General features: G+C 67.8%; 14 protein-coding genes. 9 read left to right on the forward strand and 5 right to left on the reverse strand.

What is annotated here, in order from left to right; all coding sequences use genetic code 11:
* Positions 1-576 carry a GNAT family N-acetyltransferase gene (locus tag P7L68_RS16605; RefSeq protein ID WP_372006727.1) on the forward strand — a complete coding sequence of 192 codons (576 nt, stop codon included), beginning with the start codon at positions 1-3 and terminating at the stop codon, positions 574-576.
* A 7-nt stretch (positions 577-583) separates the two neighbouring features.
* Here the strand turns inward: P7L68_RS16605 and P7L68_RS16610 are convergent, their stop codons facing one another.
* The 4 genes from P7L68_RS16610 to P7L68_RS16625 are packed head-to-tail and all read right to left on the reverse strand — an operon-like array spanning position 584 to position 5,240.
* Entirely contained in the window at positions 584-793 is a 210-nt protein-coding gene (locus P7L68_RS16610) for a heavy-metal-associated domain-containing protein (protein WP_372006728.1), read from the reverse strand.
* 5 nt (positions 794-798) lie between these two features.
* Complete coding sequence (locus P7L68_RS16615) at positions 799-2,460, reverse strand: divergent polysaccharide deacetylase family protein (RefSeq protein ID WP_372006729.1); 1,662 nt, start codon at positions 2,458-2,460, stop codon at positions 799-801.
* 54 nt (positions 2,461-2,514) lie between these two features.
* Complete coding sequence (cueR, locus tag P7L68_RS16620; RefSeq protein WP_372006730.1) at positions 2,515-2,979, reverse strand: Cu(I)-responsive transcriptional regulator; 465 nt, start codon at positions 2,977-2,979, stop codon at positions 2,515-2,517.
* A complete protein-coding gene (locus P7L68_RS16625; RefSeq protein ID WP_372006731.1) occupies positions 2,976-5,240 on the reverse strand; it encodes a heavy metal translocating P-type ATPase in 2,265 nt (754 codons plus the stop codon). The genes cueR and P7L68_RS16625 overlap by 4 nt, the downstream gene beginning before the upstream one ends.
* A 267-nt stretch (positions 5,241-5,507) precedes the next feature.
* Here P7L68_RS16625 and P7L68_RS16630 point away from each other — a divergent pair, with 267 nt between their 5' ends.
* The 6 genes from P7L68_RS16630 to lexA all read left to right on the forward strand — a co-directional run bounded on the left by P7L68_RS16630 (position 5,508) and on the right by lexA (position 10,856).
* Positions 5,508-6,113 (forward strand): aminodeoxychorismate/anthranilate synthase component II, encoded by a 606-nt coding sequence (locus P7L68_RS16630; protein WP_372006732.1) that lies wholly within the window; start codon positions 5,508-5,510, stop codon positions 6,111-6,113.
* Positions 6,110-7,150 (forward strand): anthranilate phosphoribosyltransferase, encoded by a 1,041-nt coding sequence (gene trpD / locus P7L68_RS16635; protein ID WP_372006733.1) that lies wholly within the window; start codon positions 6,110-6,112, stop codon positions 7,148-7,150. The genes P7L68_RS16630 and trpD overlap by 4 nt, the downstream gene beginning before the upstream one ends.
* A gap of 4 nt (positions 7,151-7,154) precedes the next feature.
* A complete protein-coding gene (gene trpC / locus P7L68_RS16640) occupies positions 7,155-7,970 on the forward strand; it encodes an indole-3-glycerol phosphate synthase TrpC (RefSeq protein ID WP_372006734.1) in 816 nt (271 codons plus the stop codon).
* Between the two features lie 5 nt (positions 7,971-7,975).
* Positions 7,976-8,470 (forward strand): cyclic pyranopterin monophosphate synthase MoaC, encoded by a 495-nt coding sequence (gene moaC, locus P7L68_RS16645; RefSeq protein WP_372006735.1) that lies wholly within the window; start codon positions 7,976-7,978, stop codon positions 8,468-8,470.
* 38 nt (positions 8,471-8,508) lie between these two features.
* Positions 8,509-9,744 carry a gephyrin-like molybdotransferase Glp gene (gene glp / locus P7L68_RS16650; protein ID WP_372006736.1) on the forward strand — a complete coding sequence of 412 codons (1,236 nt, stop codon included), beginning with the start codon at positions 8,509-8,511 and terminating at the stop codon, positions 9,742-9,744.
* A gap of 254 nt (positions 9,745-9,998) precedes the next feature.
* Entirely contained in the window at positions 9,999-10,856 is an 858-nt protein-coding gene (gene lexA / locus P7L68_RS16655; protein ID WP_372006737.1) for a transcriptional repressor LexA, read from the forward strand.
* A gap of 98 nt (positions 10,857-10,954) precedes the next feature.
* Here the strand turns inward: lexA and P7L68_RS16660 are convergent, their stop codons facing one another.
* Positions 10,955-13,099 (reverse strand): ComEC/Rec2 family competence protein, encoded by a 2,145-nt coding sequence (locus P7L68_RS16660; RefSeq protein WP_372006738.1) that lies wholly within the window; start codon positions 13,097-13,099, stop codon positions 10,955-10,957.
* A 120-nt stretch (positions 13,100-13,219) separates the two neighbouring features.
* On the opposite strand from P7L68_RS16660, the gene gltX reads away from it, so the two are divergent.
* A complete protein-coding gene (gene gltX, locus P7L68_RS16665; RefSeq protein ID WP_372006739.1) occupies positions 13,220-14,617 on the forward strand; it encodes a glutamate--tRNA ligase in 1,398 nt (465 codons plus the stop codon).
* A gap of 152 nt (positions 14,618-14,769) precedes the next feature.
* Complete coding sequence (locus tag P7L68_RS16670; protein ID WP_372006740.1) at positions 14,770-16,158, forward strand: hypothetical protein; 1,389 nt, start codon at positions 14,770-14,772, stop codon at positions 16,156-16,158.
* Positions 16,159-16,198 lie beyond the last annotated feature (40 nt).

Raw genomic sequence — 16,198 nt, forward strand, 5'->3', positions numbered from 1 at the left:
GTGTCGGCGACCGACCCGCTGGCACCGCCAGAAGTGCCCCCGGCGAGGATCGAGACCGACCGGCTGATCCTGCGCCAGTGGCAGCATCGCGACCTTGCACCCGTTGCCGCGCTCCGCGCAGATGCCAGAGTGGGCGAGATGCTCGGCGGTATACTCACCGAAGCGCAGGCACATGACTTTGCGCACCGGCAGGCAGTGGAGATCGCCAGGCGCGGCTGGGGCTTCTTTGCCATCGAGGACCGTCGCTCGGGAGCATTTGCCGGCTTCGGCGGTCTGCGGCCTGTCCCTTTCGAGGCGACCTTCACCCCGGCGGTCGAACTGGGCTGGACACTGGCCCCCGCCCTCTGGCGACAGGGGCTTGCAACCGAGGCCGCACATGCGGCGAGCCGCTTTGCCTTCAGCACCCTGGATCTGGACGACGTCGTGGCCTATACCGCTGCGTCGAATCAACGCTCACGGGCAGTGATGCTACGCCTTGGCATGGTTCCGGATCCGGCGCAGGATTTCGACCATCCGCGCCTGGCTCCGGACCATCCCCTCGCCCGTCACGTGCTCTATCGCCTCAGGCGAGCGTGATGCGACATCACGCGGCCTTGCCCGCGAAGTCATAACCCGCGTCGTCGATCGCCTCGCGCACGACGGCCTCGTCATGGGCACCGGCGATCGTGACCAGGCCCGCCGGCCGGTCGATCTCGATCTCCGCCTCGGGCAGGCGGGCGCCCAAGGCGCGGCGGACCGCCTTTGCACAACCGTCGCAGGTCATGCCCTCGACACGATAGGTCCGGGTGGTCATTTCCATCACTCCTTCACAGCCGGCCCGTCCGCAAAGACAGGGCCTTCCTCGGCCCGTGCGGGGGCCGCCTCGTCCGACACGGTCCGGGGACCGGCCGGTTCACTGGCACCGGGGACCGCGACCAGCGCGGTCAGCGGCACGAAGACGACCCCTCGCGCCCGAGCCGCCGGCAACCAGCGGTTCAAAACCCTCAGGGTCTCGGGATGCGGATGCCCGATGGCGATCGCAGCGCCGTGGCGCCGGGCAATCGCTTCCAGCCGATCGAGCTGGGCCGCAATCTTGCGCTCGTCGATCTCGTGATCCAGGAAAACGTCGCGCTGCGCATTCGGGATGCCCGCCGAGATAGCGGCCTTCGATCCCACCGACTTCGCCGTCGTCCGGCTGTCCAGGAACATCAGCCCCCGCGCCTTCAGTTCGGCCATGACCGCCGCCATGAGCGGCGTGTCCTCGGTTGCCCGGCTGCCCATGTGGTTGTTGATGCCGACATAGGCGCCGAAGGCATCCAGATTGTGCTTCAGCCGTTTGACGTTCTCGGCCACCGAAAGCGCGGGGTTCAGCGCACCGGGGCCCGGATCGGCTGCGCCCTGCGGCTGCATCGGCATATGCACGATCAGTTCATGCCCGGCCGCCCGCGCCTTGGCCGCCTGGCCCGCGACATCCTGTGCATAGGGCAGGAAGGCGAAGGTGATCGGCGACGGCAAGCCGATTGCCGCCGCGGTCTGCGGCTTGTTCACGCCCATATCGTCGATGACGATGGCCACCCTTGGCCCCTTTGGTGCGGCGGGTGCAGGCACTGCATAGCGCTGCCAGGCGGGCTTGCCGTCGGCCGGTGGCCGGATGGCATCCGGCACCGGTGGCTGGATCGCCGCCAGCTGCTGCGGCCCCCGTTCGGGTACGGCCGCAGCCGGCGCCTCGGCCGGCTTGACAGGTGACGGTTTCGGGGTGGCCGTCGGCGATGGGGGTTTCGCGGACGCGGAGGCGACCGGTGCAGGCGACGCGGTCGCCGCAGCCTGGGGCTGCGACTCTCGGCTCGCATCGGCACCGGTGATCGTGTCACCGCTGCCGGCAAGGTCGGGCGTCCACTCCTTACGCGGTGCTTCCGGGCCTGAGGCGGGTACGGCAGGCGCGGCCTGGGCCTCCGGCCTGGCGGTTTCGGTCACGGCCGCGCCCGCAGGCAGGGTCGGCCGGGCAACCTGTTCGTAACGGGCCGGCTTGATCAGCGACCCGATCACGGCACCTGCCACCACCAGAACCGCGATACCCACCAGCCCATAGCCCAGGAAACGTCGCCGGGCGAGCAGCGCAGTCCCAAATCGGGTAAGAGGTCCGGGTTCCGCAGCGGTTGAAGGTCGCACCGGCCCGCGCAGGCTGGGCAATGTGTTCCCGGCTGCGGGCTTGCGGGGGGCGGACTTCGGCTTGCGCGCACCGCCGGCAGCCGCTTCGGACCTGGCCGCGGCCGCTTTGGGGGCACCGCCCCTTGCTGCACCCGCTTTGGCCGCACCTGTCTTCGCCGCGCCCGTCTTTGAAGCCCCGCCGGTCGTGCTGCGCGGCCTGCCTCCGGCAGCCGCCTTCCGTCCTGCGGTGCCGGCCTCGTCGCCGCCCTTGCGGGTGCCACCACCCTTGCGGTCGGCGCCGCCACCGCGGCGTCCGTCCTCGCCCTTGCTCATGCGTCTGGTCCGTGATCACTCTGGTCCTGGGCCGACCGGCGGCCGGCGGGCGCACTATAGCCCATCGCCCGGCCGCTGCCGATGGTCCCGCACGTCATGGCAGCCCGGCATATCCGGGCCGTCATGCTCGGCCAGATCGTCAAGGATCGGGCAGTCCGGGCGACCATCGCCATGACAGTTGGCGACCAGATGAGCGAGGGTCCGCCGCATACTCCCGAGTTCTGCCATCCGCCGGTCGATCTCGGCGATGCGGGCCTCGGCCAGCTGGCGGACGTCACGGCTGGCCCGCCCGCGATCATCCCAGAGCGCCAGCAGGTCCCGGACATCATCGACCGAGAAGCCCAGATGCCTGGCACGCAGCACGAAACGCAGGCGATCGAGTGTCGTCGTCGGATAGCTGCGATAGCCGTTGGCGGCCCGCGCAGGTTTCGGCAGCAGGCCGATCTCCTCGTAATAGCGCACCGTCTTCGGATTGGTTCCGGCCGCCTCGGCGAGCGCACCGATGGTCAGATCGCTCATACGGCCGTCTCCCTCCTCTCGGCCGGCCGCCAGCGGGCCAGCAGCAGGGCATTGCCAAGCACGCTGACGGAACTCGCCGCCATTGCCGCTCCGGCAAATACCGGATCCAGAATGCCCAGGGCCGCGAGCGGAATGCCGATCACATTGTAGCCGAAAGCCCAGGCCAGATTCTGGCGGATCTTCACCCGCGTCGCCCGGCAGATATCGAGCGTCGCCGGCAGCAGGGACGGGCTCTGCCGCATCAGCGTGACATCGGCCGCGGCCATCGCCACATCGGTGCCGCCACCGATCGCGACCGACAGATCCGCCCCGGCGAGTGCCGGTGCATCGTTGACGCCGTCGCCGACCATCATCACCCGCCGGCCGGCCGCCCTGGCTTCGGCCACGACGGCGGCCTTGCGCGCCGGATCGGCGCCACCGACTACCTCGGTAATGCCCAGGCGCGCAGCCACGGCCCGGGCGGTCGCCGGTGCATCGCCGCTCAGCATTTTGACGGTGATCCCGCGATCATTCAGCGCCGTCACTGCCGCCGCGGCATCGGACCGGGGTGCGTCGGCCAGCACGAAGCCGCCGAGGAGTTCGGGCGTACCCTCCTCCGGTACCGTCGCCAGCCAGACGACCGTGGCCCCATCGGCTTCAGCCGCTTCTGCCTCCGCCGTCAGTCCGGCCGGTATCTCCACCCCCGCTTCGGCCATGAATCGGCGCGAACCCAGGCGATGGGGTAGTCCTGCGATCACACCTTCAACGCCGGCACCCGGGCGGTTTCGCCTCTGCACGACCTCTGCGGGCACCACCTCCCCGGTCTCCGCAGCCGCACGAATGGCCCGGGCGAGCGGATGCTCGCTCGCCTGCTGCAAGCCAGCCGCCCGGGCGAGCGCATGGCCCGTGGCGCCGATCATCCGCAGCAGCCGCGGCCGTCCTTCGGTCAGGGTGCCGGTCTTGTCGATCAGCGCCAGATCGATGCCGACACCGTGATCGAAGGCTGCCGGAGATCGCACCAGAATGCCGGCTTTCGCCGCGGCCCCCGTTCCGGCCACGATCGCGGCCGGTGTGGCGAGGCCCATGGCGCAGGGACAGGCGATGACCAGAACGGTCACCGCGTGAATGATCGCGTCGGGCCAGGGCGAACCGGCCGCCATCCACCCGGCGACGGTGGCGATGGCGATCAGGATCACCGCCGGCACAAAGACCGCGCTCACACGATCGACCAGCGCCTGCACCGGCGCGCGCGTCGCCTGGGCGTGTTCCACCATCCGCACCACCTGGGCGAGGGTGGTATCACGGCCGACCCGGACGATGCGGGCAAGCAGAGGATCGAGACCATTCACCGTGCCGGCCGACAACGTGTCGCCGGCACGCTTCATGACCGGCAGGCTTTCCCCGGTCAGCATGGATTCGTCGGCGGCCCCCTCGCCTTCGATCACGCGTGCGTCTGCTGCGATACGCTCGCCCGGCCGGATCGACAACACGTCGCCCGGCCGGAGTGCGGTCACGGCGACCTCGACATCATTTCCGTCCGGCGTGCGGCGCAACGCCGTGTCGGGCCTGAGCGCCGCCAGGGCTCGTATTGCGGCGCCGGTGGCACGACGCGCCCTGCCCTCCATCCAGCGGCCGAAGAGGACCAGCACGATCACCGCGGCCGCCGCCTCGAAATAAAGATGATGGACCCGGCCATGAACCGCCCAGAGATAGAGGCTGAGACCGAAGGCCGCCCAGGTGCCGAGAACCACCAGAAGATCCATGTTCCCCACCCCGGCGCGCAGCGCCCCCCAGGCGGGTTTCAGGAACCGCCGGCCCAGGCCGACCTGCACCGGCACGGCCAGAGCCAGCTGCGCCCAGCCCGGCAGCGGACCGATACCGAACTGGGTCCAGACCATCTGACCGACCAGCGGCAGGGCCAGCAGAGCACCGATCAGGACCTCGATGCCCATCCGGCGGCTCTCGGCAAGCTCCTGGGCCTCACGCGCCTCGCGGGGGTCGACACCCAGGCCGCCATCCGCGGCGGCTTCGCGAATGATGTCACCCTCATAGCCGGCGCGGGTGAGTGCCTGAATCAGACGCTCATCGGTGACGCCCGGATCCAGCGTCACCAGCGCCTCGTGGGTGGCGAGGCTGACCTCGGCATCCCGGACCCCTTCAACCCGCTTCAGCGCCCGCCCCACCCGGGTGACGCAGGTGCCGCAGGTCATGCCCTCGACGGCGATACGGCGTTCGACGGCATCCTGGTCCGGTTCCTGTTGCGCGGTGGTGATCGTATCCATGTTCGCAACCCTTATTCGGATGCTCCGCGGGGGCGATGCCGTCGGGCGGCATCGGATGGAGCATCCCTTCGCGGCTCAGTCTGCACCTTCCAGTCGCTGGAAGGTCAAGCGCCCCCGGTCGGTTGCGACCGCCTGTCGCGGCTTTCCGGTGATCGCCAGTCGATCCGGCAGCATCCCGCAGCTTGACGACGGCGGATGCAGGGGGTTTCCTGTGCCTCCGGCGGCCCGTATGGGCCGGTCTTCTTCCGCGCGAGGACCCTGACCCCGATGATCCTGATGGTGGACAACTACGACAGCTTCACCTGGAACCTGGTCCACTATCTGGGCGAGGCCGGCGCGGAGGTCGAGGTGGTGCGCAACGACCAGATGACCGTGGACGAGGCCATGGCGCTTCGGCCCCAGGGCATTCTGCTCTCTCCGGGCCCCTGCGATCCCGATCGCGCGGGCATCTGCCTGGACATGGTGGCAGCAGCCGCACGAACCGGCACGCCGCTTCTTGGCGTCTGTCTGGGCCACCAGACCATCGGCCAGGCCTTCGGCGGGCATGTGGCGCGCGGACCAAAGCCGATGCACGGCAAGGTGACCCCTATCCACCATCATGGCGGCGCCCTGTTCGACGGCCTGCCCCGGACCTTCCCTGTGACCCGCTACCATTCCCTGGTGGTGGAGCGTGCCAGCCTGCCTGCCGCGCTGGTGGTGACGGCCGAGGATGACGACGGCATCATTATGGGGCTGTCGCATCGCGAACTGCCGATCCATGGCGTGCAGTTCCACCCCGAAAGCATCGCATCCGCCCACGGTCACGAGCTTATCGGCAACTTCCTGAAGACGGTCCGCACCTCCGGGACCGCACGCGCTACGGAGACCGCATGACTTCCGACACCACCGGCCCGGATTTCCGGGCGCTGATCGCCCGCGCCGCCGACGGCCATGCCCTGAACCGCGAAGAGGCCCGTCAGGCCTTCCGGTTGATGATGGGCGGCGAGGCGACGCCGGCGCAGATCGGCGGATTTCTGATGGCGCTCCGCGTGCGGGGCGAAACGGTTGAGGAAATCACCGCGGGCGCCGAAGTGATGCGGGCCAAGGCCACGACGGTCAAGGTACCGGCCGGAGCGATCGACACCTGCGGCACCGGCGGCGACGCACGCGGCACCTACAACATTTCGACCGCGGCCGCCCTGATCGTCGCGGCCTGTGGCGTGCCGGTGGCCAAGCATGGCAACCGCGCACTCTCCTCCAAATCCGGGTCGGCCGACGTGCTCAAAGCGCTGGGGCTTAACATCGATGCCGATCTGGAGCGCGTGGAACGGGCCGGGCGCGAGGCGGGTTTCTGCTTTCTGATGGCCCCGCGCCACCATGCCGCGATGCTGAACGTCGCCGGCCCCCGAGTGGAGCTCGGCACGCGGACCATCTTCAACCTGCTGGGCCCGCTTGCCAATCCGGCCGGCGCGACCCGCCAGTTGATCGGTGTCTTCGCCGAGCGCTGGGTGGAGCCGGTCGCCCAGGTTCTACGCAATCTCGGCTCGGAACGCGCCTGGGTGGTCCATGGCCGCGACGGCCTGGACGAGATCACCGTCACCGACGAAACCGCCGTCTCGGAACTGAAGGACGGCGAGGTCACGAGTTTCAAGGTCGCACCCGAAATGTTCGGCCTTTCGCGGCATCCGGCAGAGGCATTGAAGGGCGGTGACGCCCAGACCAATGCCGCGGCGATCCTGGCGATGCTGGATGGCGCGCCCGGCGCGCTCCGCGACATCGCCCTGCTCAATGCCGGTGCAGCCCTGCTGGTGGCCGGCGTTGCCGGCGATGTCGGCCAGGGCATCGCCATGGCCCGCGACGCCCTGGATCAGGGCCGCGCCAAGGCGGTTCTGGACAGGGTCATCGCGATCACCAACGGCCGGGAGGGCTGAGAACATGGCTGGAGATACGCTCGCCCGGATCTGCGCCGACAAGCGCGACCACATCGCCCGCATGAAGGCCGAAACGCCGCTGGCGGCCCTTGAGGCCCGGCTTGGTGAGGTTTCGGCACCTCGCGGCTTCCGCGACGCCCTGGCCGGTAGAACCGCCCAGGGCATGCCTGCGCTGATTGCCGAGGTCAAGAAGGCTTCGCCCTCCAAGGGCCTCATCCGGGCCGATTTCGACCCGGCGTCGCTCGCCCGCGCCTATGCTGCCGCCGGGGCTGCCTGCCTGTCGGTGCTGACGGACACCCCCTATTTCCAGGGCGAAGATGCGTATCTGGTGGCAGCGCGTGGGGCGGTCGACCTGCCGGTGCTGCGCAAGGATTTCATGCTCGATCCTTATCAGGTCGTCGAAGCCAGGGCATTGGGTGCTGACTGCATCCTGCTGATCATGGCGGCGCTGGACGATGATCAGGCGGCTGAACTTGAGGCGGCAGCCTTCGATCTCGGCATGGATGTCCTGATCGAGGTTCATGATCGTGCCGAACTCGATCGTGCCCTTCGATTGAAAAGTCCGCTGCTCGGCATCAATAACCGCAATCTCAAGACCTTGGTGGTTAATCTTCAGACGTCGATCGATCTTGCGGCCGCAGTGCCCGCCGATCGGGAACTGGTCTGTGAAAGCGGCCTCGACGGCCCTGACGCGCTTACCCGCATGATGGGCCACGGCATGTTCCGCTTCCTGGTCGGCGAAAGCCTGATGCGTCAGAGCGATGTTGAGGCGGCGACCCGCCATCTGCTCTCGGCGCGTGCGCCGGCTGCGGCGGAGTAACCGCCATGACATCCGGCCTCACCCATTTTGACGAGAGCGGCGCCGCAGTCATGGTCGACGTATCGGCCAAGGAAATCACCGAGCGTGTGGCCGTGGCCGAAGCGCGGGTCCGCATGGCGCCCGAGACACTGGACGTGGTGAAGCGCGGCGATGCAAAAAAGGGGGACGTGATCGCGATCGCCCGCCTCGCCGGCATCATGGGCGCCAAGCGCACCGCCGACCTCATTCCACTCTGCCATCCGCTGCCGCTGCAGTCGGTGACGCTTGATCTCGAAGCCGATGACGCGCTGCCCGGCCTGGTCATCCGGGCCACCGCCAAGGTCACGGCACGCACGGGGGTCGAAATGGAGGCGTTGACCGCCGCCAGTGTCGCAAGCCTTACGGTCTACGATATGCTCAAGGCGATCGATCGGGGCATGACCATCGAGAATGTCCGTCTGATCGAAAAACGCGGCGGCCGGTCCGGGCATTGGCAGGCGCCCGCCGACGGCGACCGCTGATCCACACCCCCCTCCTCATATACCGGGAGCCCGACAAGATGCTCACCGTCGACGACGCCCGCGCCCGCATCCTTGCAGACGCCACGCCGCTCGGCGCCGAGACGGTACCGCTGGGGCTCGCCCGCGGTCGGGTGCTGGCACGCGATGTGATTGCCCGCCGCACTCAGCCGCCGCAGGCCATGTCGGCCATGGATGGTTGGGCGCTGCGGAGTACCGATCTTGCGAACGGGCGCCGCAGTTTCCGGGTGGTCGGCGAAGCCCGGGCGGGTCAGGGTTTCGATGGTGACGTCGGCACCGGAGAGGCGGTGCGGATCTTCACCGGGGCCCCGGTCCCCACAGGGGCCGATCTGGTCGTGATCCAGGAAGACACGCGGATCACCAGTCATCACGAGGACGGCACACCTGCGGCGATGTACATCACCGGCGAGCATCCCGACATGGAATCCGGCGACAATATCCGGCCGGCCGGCATTGATTTTCAGACCGGCGCGGTCGGTCTCCAGGCCGGCAGGGAGCTGGAAGCCCGCGCGATCGCACTTGCTGCGGCCATGGGACATCCCTGGCTGCCGGTGCACCGGCGCCCGCGGGTGGCGCTTCTCGCCACCGGCGATGAATTGGCCCGGCCGGGGGAGCCGCTCGGCCCGGATTCGATCGTCGATGCCGTCAGCCCCTGCCTCACCGCCCTTTTCACCGATGCCGGCGCCGATGTCGTCGATCTCGGTATCGCCCCTGATATACGCGACCAGATCGACGCTCAGATCGCCACGGCGCGGGGCGCCGACCTGCTGGTCACCATCGGCGGAGCGTCGGTCGGTGACCATGACCTGGTTCAGGCCGCGCTGGTGGCCGCCGGCGCCGGGATCGACTTCTGGAAGATCGCCATGCGCCCGGGCAAGCCGCTGATGTATGGCCGGCTCGATGGCATGCCGGTGCTGGGACTGCCGGGCAATCCCGTCTCGGCCTATGTCTGCAGCGTGCTCTTCGCACTGCCGCTCATTGACCGGCTGGCGGGCCGCGCGCCGCGCGCCGCCGCTTCCGAGCGGCTGCCGCTGGCAGCGCCGATCGCCGCAAATGCGATGCGTCAGCATTACATGCGGGCCCGTCTTTTGTGCGAGCCCAACGGCCAGGCGACAGTGCTGCCGGTTCGCGATCAGGACAGTTCGCTGCTGTCGGCCCTGGCCGACGCCGATGTCCTGATTCTCCGCCGCCCGCATGCAGCTGCGGCGGAACCGGGCGAACTGGTCGATGTTCTGCGCCTTGATCGCCTCGGCTGAGAGGCTGGCGTAGAGCCACACCCAATGCTGGAATAACGCTCAAGATATCACCTCTTTTTGTTGCATTTTAGCGAACAGGTGCGAACAAGACTGAAACGAACAGACGACAAGCGCCTTGACGCAAGGCGCGTACGGGCGTAGCCTGAAATTGATGTTGCGCCTTTGTTCTGTGTGACATCAGTCTCGTTCAAGCAGTCTGCGGTTTCGAGACCGGTCGGGGCCGGTCTCTGCCGCGCGATCACCGGGAGGCGCGGGTGCTCACACGCAAGCAGCACGAATTGCTGCGGTTCATCCTGGACCGGGTGCGGGCCACAGGGGTGGCGCCGTCCTTCGAAGAGATGAAGGACGCGCTGGACCTCAAGTCCAAATCGGGCATCCATCGCCTTATCCTTGGGCTTGAGGAGCGCGGTTTCATCCGCCGCCTCGCCCACCGGGCGCGGGCGATCGAGGTCATACGCCTGCCGGATGGCGGTCCGTTCCAGATGCCGGGGCAGATGCAGGGCGACAGCCCTACCCCGGCGCCGACTGCCATGGCCTCTGCAAATCCCTTCGTCAGCCAGGCCGCAGCCCAGCGTGGACCGCGTCTGGTTGAGATCGGGGGCGGACGAATGGCCAACCCCGTGCAGCAGGACACCCAGCCTCAGCAACAGCCCCAGCGCTTCCGCAGCCTGACCCGACCGCCGCTGAATGCGCCGCCGCGCCTGGGGCGGGCGGAAGACAGTGGCAATGTGGTACTGCCGCTCTACGGCAAGATTGCCGCCGGTACGCCGATCGAGGCCCTGTCCGATGGTGATCGGACCGTCGAAGTGCCGGCAACCATGATCCCTGCGGGCTCTGAGTATTTCGCGCTCGAAGTCGAAGGCGATTCGATGATCGACGCCGGGATCATGAATGGTGACACCGTCATCATCCGCCGGACCGATACCGCCGATAACGGGACCATTGTCGTTGCGCTGATCGATGGTGGCGAAGCAACGTTGAAGCGTCTGCGCCGCCGGGGGCAGTCGGTGGCGTTGGAGCCGGCGAACCAGCACTATGAAACCCGGATCTACCGGCCGGATCAGGTGAAGGTGCAGGGGCAGCTGATCGCCCTCTTCCGCCGCTACGCCTGATCGACATCCCCGGACGACAGATTGCCGCCGTTCCGCAAACCTGCGGCCGGCGGCTTTTTTATCGGATGCTCATTTTGCCGATGCCGGAAGGGGGATATTCACCTGGTCCAAGGCCGGTCACCCCGCGGACCCACAACCCCTTCCATCACCGGCCGGGCCTCATCGAGACGAATCGTGACCGCGCCGCCCCCAAAGCCACGGCCGGTGCGCTCGACCAGCGTGATGGTGGCACAGCCGTCGGGCCGGCCGGGATGAGCGACATCACGGCGGGGATCGGCACCGGCGACCACAAGCTCCGCAGCGGCACAGGCCTCCGCCAGCCGGCTGCGTCCGCGGGTTATCGCGATCCGAAGTCCTGCCCGTTCAAGCCGGCACAGATCGTCGCCGTCACAATGAGCGACCTCTGCCATATCTCGGATGGCGAGCGTCCCGAGTTTTTCCGCCCATTGGTCGAGCACGAAACGGTCACGCTCCGGCGTCATGGCATAGAGGGCGCCATCGAACCCGCGGAGGGCTATGCTGCGCCCATCTCCTGACAGAAACAGGTCCGGCAATGCCGGCCGGGCCGCCAGCACGAGCCCCAGGGCGATGGCGGCGAGGCCCGCCCAGCGCCAGGCGCGCCGCCAGATCACCAGCCACAGCCCGCCGAAGGTCATCAACAGCAGGGCCGTCACGCTGAAACCCGCGACCGGTACCACCGCCCCCGGCCAGCCTGCAACGGTGGTTGCGGTCGCAATCACCAGTTCCATGCCGCGTGCCGCGAAGGCGAAGCAGATGCCGGCTGCGCTTTCCGAGACGAGGCTGAGCAGGCTGCCGGTCAGTGCGACGGGCATGATCCAGAAGCCGGTGACGGGCACGGCCACCAGATTCGAGACAAGGCCATAGCCGCTCGCCCGTCCGAAGGCATAGGCGGCATAAGGGGCCGTGGCCGCACCGGCGATCATCGAGGTCGCAAGCAGACCAAACACCCATGCGGCCGCCCGCATCGGCAGTCCACGGGTGGTGCCGGCGTCAAGGCCGGCGAGGCGCCGGACGGTCGGGCTTTCATAGAGCGCGATCAGCGCGACGACCGCCGCGAAGCTCATCTGAAAGCTGGGACCGATCAGCGCTGCCGGCTGCAGCACCAGCACGACGATCGCAGAGCTCGCCACGAGAGGCAAGGACAGCACCGGCCGGTCGGTCAGGATGGCAAGCAGGCCCAGCCCCGTCATGACAAAGGCACGCTGGGTGGGCACGGCAAAACCGCCGACGGCAAGATAGGCCGCAGCCCCCAGCAGGGCGGCCAGGGCTGCGATCTTCCGCCCCGGCCAGCGGTCCGAGACGCGGGGCAGAAAAGCCATGACCAGTCGGACCGCGCCGAAGATCAGCCCCGCAACCATCGTCATGTGCAGACCCGAGATGGAGATCAGATGGGCAAGACCGCTGTCGCGCATCGCCGTTTCCGTCTGGTCGCCGATCGCCCCTCTCAGTCCTGTGACCATGGCGGAGAGCACCGCCCCGCCCTCGCCCGGTGCGGCCGCGCGTATGACCGCATCCAGGTCGAGACGCAGCCGTTCCACGGCTTCGCGTATGGTCTGAAAGATTTCGGACGGTGGCGGTGTCGGCACGATCTCCGGTCGGGCATAGGCGAAGCCAATACCGCCAAGCCCCTGAAAAAAGGCACTCCTGGCGAAATCATGGCCGCCCGGTACGACGGGCAGCGAGGGTGGCGACAGGCTCGCGCGCAGGCGCACCCCGTCGCCCGGTCGCGGTACCGGCCCCTGCCGGACGGTAATCCGCACCCGGGCCGGAAGAGCCCCGGCAGTAAGACGGTCGATCGCGGTCGGGATGATCAGAAGCCGCCCGCCACCACGCCCGTCGGGCTCTACCGCCAGCACACGACCGATCACCTCCCCCTGAACCGGACGTAGCAGCATGGGAGCATCGACCAGCCGCGTGCCGGTGACCGCCGACCAGAAGCCCGCCGCCGTCCAGGCACAGGCGAAGAGCGCCAGGGCGACCCATGGCAGCCGGGATCTGAGGACGATGCCGAGGCCGAGGGCGCCCAGTGTGAGCACGGCCCCCAGCCAGACCGGCGGTTCCTCCACCATGCCGAAATAGCTTCCGCAGCCGGTCGCGAAAAAGACCGCACTCCACAGCCGCCATCTGTCCTGCTCGGCGATGAAGGCGCGATACAGCGGTTCCCCGATACTGCGACGGGGCGCCGCTGCCGGCTCTTCCCCCATCTCTTCCGCCAGGCTCATGCCGCCCCCGCCGTCCGGTGTGGATGACGCCAAGCCCGGGGCTGCACCCGCGGGTTTTTCGTGCTAAGCAGAGGACCACTCGCCGTGCCCGCCGCGGCGCCCATTCGAAAGCCGTGTTCCATGACCGTCGTCACCCGATTCGCCCCCTCACCCACCGGCTTCCTCCATATCGGCGGCGCACGCACCGCGCTGTTCAATTGGCTGTATGCGCGTCATACCGGCGGACAATTTCTACTCCGGATCGAGGATACCGATCGACAGCGTTCGACCAAAGAGGCGATCGACGCCATCCTCGACGGTCTGAAGTGGCTGGGCCTGAATTGGGACGCCCCGGAGATCTATCAGTTCGCCCGTGCAGAGCGTCATGCCGAGGTCGCGCGCGACATGCTGGCACGCGGCCGCGCCTATCACTGCTGGTGCACACCGGAAGAACTGGACGCCCAGCGGGCCGAGCAACGTGCAGCAGGCAAGCCGGTGCGCTATGACGGCCGCTGCCGCCATCGCGACCCGGCGACCGTTCCGGCCGGCGTGAAGCCGGTGGTTCGCCTGCTCGCGCCATCGGAAGGCGAGACCCTGGTCGATGACCAGGTCCAGGGCATGGTGCGCTTCTCGAACGATCAGCTGGACGATCTCGTTTTGCTGCGCGGGGACGGGACGCCCACCTATATGCTGGCGGTGGTGGTCGATGATCATGACATGGGCATCACCCATGTGATCCGCGGCGACGATCATCTGACCAATACCGCGCGTCAGAGCCTGATCTACCAGGCGAATGACTGGCCGACCCCGACCTTCGCTCATATTCCGCTGATCCACGGCCCCGATGGCGCCAAACTGTCCAAGCGCCATGGGGCGCTGGGGGTGGATGCCTATCGCGATATGGGCCTGTTGCCCGAGGCGGTCCGGAACTACCTGCTGCGTCTGGGCTGGTCACATGGCGATGACGAGATCATCTCCGATGCGCAGGCGATCGAGTGGTTCGACCTGCCGGCCATTGGCCGGAGCGCCGCGCGCTTCGACATGGCCCGGCTGACCAACCTGAACTACCATTACCTGCGTACGGCCGAGGATGCCCGGCTTGTCGAGCTGGTCGTCCCGTTCATCGAGGCCAAGACGGGCAAGGCCGTGGACGATACTGGCCGCGCCCGGCTGCTGGCAGGTATGGCAGGGCTGAAAGAGCGCGCGAAGACTCTGATCGAACTTGCTGATTCTGCGGCCTTTTATACCGTCGATCCGCCCTTCGAATTCACCGATAAGGCCGCCAAGATCCTTGAGGGCGGCGGTCGCGACGTGTTGGCGGCGCTGAAGCCGAAGCTGGAGGCGGCAACCGCCTGGGAAGATGCGATTCTTGAGGATATCGCCCGGGTCCATGCCGAAGAAACCGGGCTGAAACTGGGCGCCGTCGCCCAACCGCTTCGGGCCGCCCTGACCGGCACCACCGTTTCGCCCCCGATCTTCGAGGTGCTGCGCGTCCTCGGCCGGGATGAGGCCATGAAGCGCATCGCGGCCGCAGTCTGACTGCCGGGTTTCCAGTCCATCCGGACCGGCCATCCCCTTGGGATGGCCGGTTTTTTGTGCATCTGCCTTGACTCCATGCCACCGCTTGCCCTGCAGCACCGTCCGTGACACGCTCGCCAGATCCAGGCGGCACAACAAGGGTGGCAACGACGATGCAGGCCGCAGAGACCATCTGGACCGACGCGGATGAACTCTGGCGCTGGCAGACGGAGCTCGACGTGCTTGGGCCCCGCCTGCCGGGCAGTGCCGCTCACGAGGCCTTCAGTGACCAGATCGCCGACCGGCTGCATCGCCTCGGCTTCGAGGTACAGAGCGATATCCATCACTTCGACCTCTGGCAGCCGCTGAGCTGGAGCCTCAGCCTGCCGGATGGCACGAATGTTCCGTGCTGCATTTTTCCGTATTCAGGGGAGACGCCGGACGGCGGGGTGACGGCCCCCCTGATTCGATGCCGCAGCCGGCGGGATCTTGCGCGGGCCCGTGGGGCGATTGCGCTGATCGAAGTCGACATGCCGGCCATACCGGCCCGGCTGCTGTTTCGCAGGCGCCTGTCGATCCCCTCAGACCTGCGCCCCCCTGGCCGGATCCGCAATGCGGTCATCGCTTCGGTGCTGAAGGCACCCGATCTGCGCCGGGCCGCTGCACTCGGCGTTCGCGGCGTGGTGTGCGTCTGGAAGGGCATGTCGGCAGAGAATGCCAGGGATCAGCATCTCCCCTTCACCACGCCGTATCAGGGTTGCCCGGCAGTCTGGGCAGATATGGCCGCCCGCGACCGTCTGATCGCCCATGCCGAAGCCGGCGGCAGGATTACCCTCACCCTGACCGCCGAACGCCGAGCGGCGACGTCACGCACGCTTTGGACCGTGCTCCCGGGCCGTGAGGCGGATCGTACCATTCTCATCAACACCCATACCGATGGCCCGAACGCCTGCGAAGAGAACGGGCCGATCGGCCTGATCGCCCTTGCCCGGTATTTCCGTCATCGCCGACAGCCCCCGCGTCGGACCATGGTCTTCGTCTTCACCACAGGCCATTTCCAGATCCCGCAATTCGGTATCGGCCATCGTCAGGCCACCTCCCGCTGGCTGGAGGATCACCGCGACTGGTGGGACGGTGCGGACGGTCATCGCAAGGCCGTTGCCGGCGTTACCCTGGAACATCTCGGCTGCATGGACTGGCAGGACGGCCCCGACGGTTTCGGGCCGACCGGTGAAATTGCGCCCGAACTGGTCTATGCCGGCAATCCGCAGCTGGCGCGGCTCTATCAGGATTGCCTTGCCGGCCGGAAGAGAACCCGGTCGATCATCCTGCGGCCGCATAACCGGCTGCATTTCGGCGAAGGCCAGCCCCTGTTCCAGGCCGGCATCCCGGCACTCGCCCTGATCCCGGCACCGGACTATCTCTGCCGCACCGGCGACGTTCTGCCACAACTGGATGCCGGGCTGATGCTGGAACAGCTCAATACCTTCCGGGAGGTTCTCGACCGCCTGGACCAGCTTGACGATCCGGGACCGGTTCAGCGTCAATCCTGGGGTCTGTGAGCGCTGGTTATTCTCTGCAAACCTGGAGACAGGATATCAG

Origin of the sequence: Tistrella mobilis (assembly GCF_041468085.1) — a bacterium.
GTDB classification, from domain to species: domain Bacteria; phylum Pseudomonadota; class Alphaproteobacteria; order Tistrellales; family Tistrellaceae; genus Tistrella; species Tistrella mobilis_A.

Excerpts from the sequence above, each read along its gene's own strand:
- glp (WP_372006736.1), top strand. The coding sequence starts at position 8,509 with ATGCTCACCGTCGACGACGCCCGCGCCCGCATCCTTGCAGACGCCACG.
- P7L68_RS16670 (WP_372006740.1), top strand. The coding sequence starts at position 14,770 with ATGCAGGCCGCAGAGACCATCTGGACCGACGCGGATGAACTCTGGCGC.
- trpC (WP_372006734.1), top strand. The coding sequence starts at position 7,155 with ATGGCTGGAGATACGCTCGCCCGGATCTGCGCCGACAAGCGCGACCAC.
- P7L68_RS16630 (WP_372006732.1), top strand. The coding sequence starts at position 5,508 with ATGATCCTGATGGTGGACAACTACGACAGCTTCACCTGGAACCTGGTC.
- P7L68_RS16660 (WP_372006738.1), bottom strand. The coding sequence starts at position 13,099 with ATGAGCCTGGCGGAAGAGATGGGGGAAGAGCCGGCAGCGGCGCCCCGT.
- trpD (WP_372006733.1), top strand. The coding sequence starts at position 6,110 with ATGACTTCCGACACCACCGGCCCGGATTTCCGGGCGCTGATCGCCCGC.
- gltX (WP_372006739.1), top strand. The coding sequence starts at position 13,220 with ATGACCGTCGTCACCCGATTCGCCCCCTCACCCACCGGCTTCCTCCAT.
- P7L68_RS16625 (WP_372006731.1), bottom strand. The coding sequence starts at position 5,240 with ATGGATACGATCACCACCGCGCAACAGGAACCGGACCAGGATGCCGTC.
- P7L68_RS16615 (WP_372006729.1), bottom strand. The coding sequence starts at position 2,460 with ATGAGCAAGGGCGAGGACGGACGCCGCGGTGGCGGCGCCGACCGCAAG.
- cueR (WP_372006730.1), bottom strand. The coding sequence starts at position 2,979 with ATGAGCGATCTGACCATCGGTGCGCTCGCCGAGGCGGCCGGAACCAAT.
- P7L68_RS16610 (WP_372006728.1), bottom strand. The coding sequence starts at position 793 with ATGACCACCCGGACCTATCGTGTCGAGGGCATGACCTGCGACGGTTGT.
- moaC (WP_372006735.1), top strand. The coding sequence starts at position 7,976 with ATGACATCCGGCCTCACCCATTTTGACGAGAGCGGCGCCGCAGTCATG.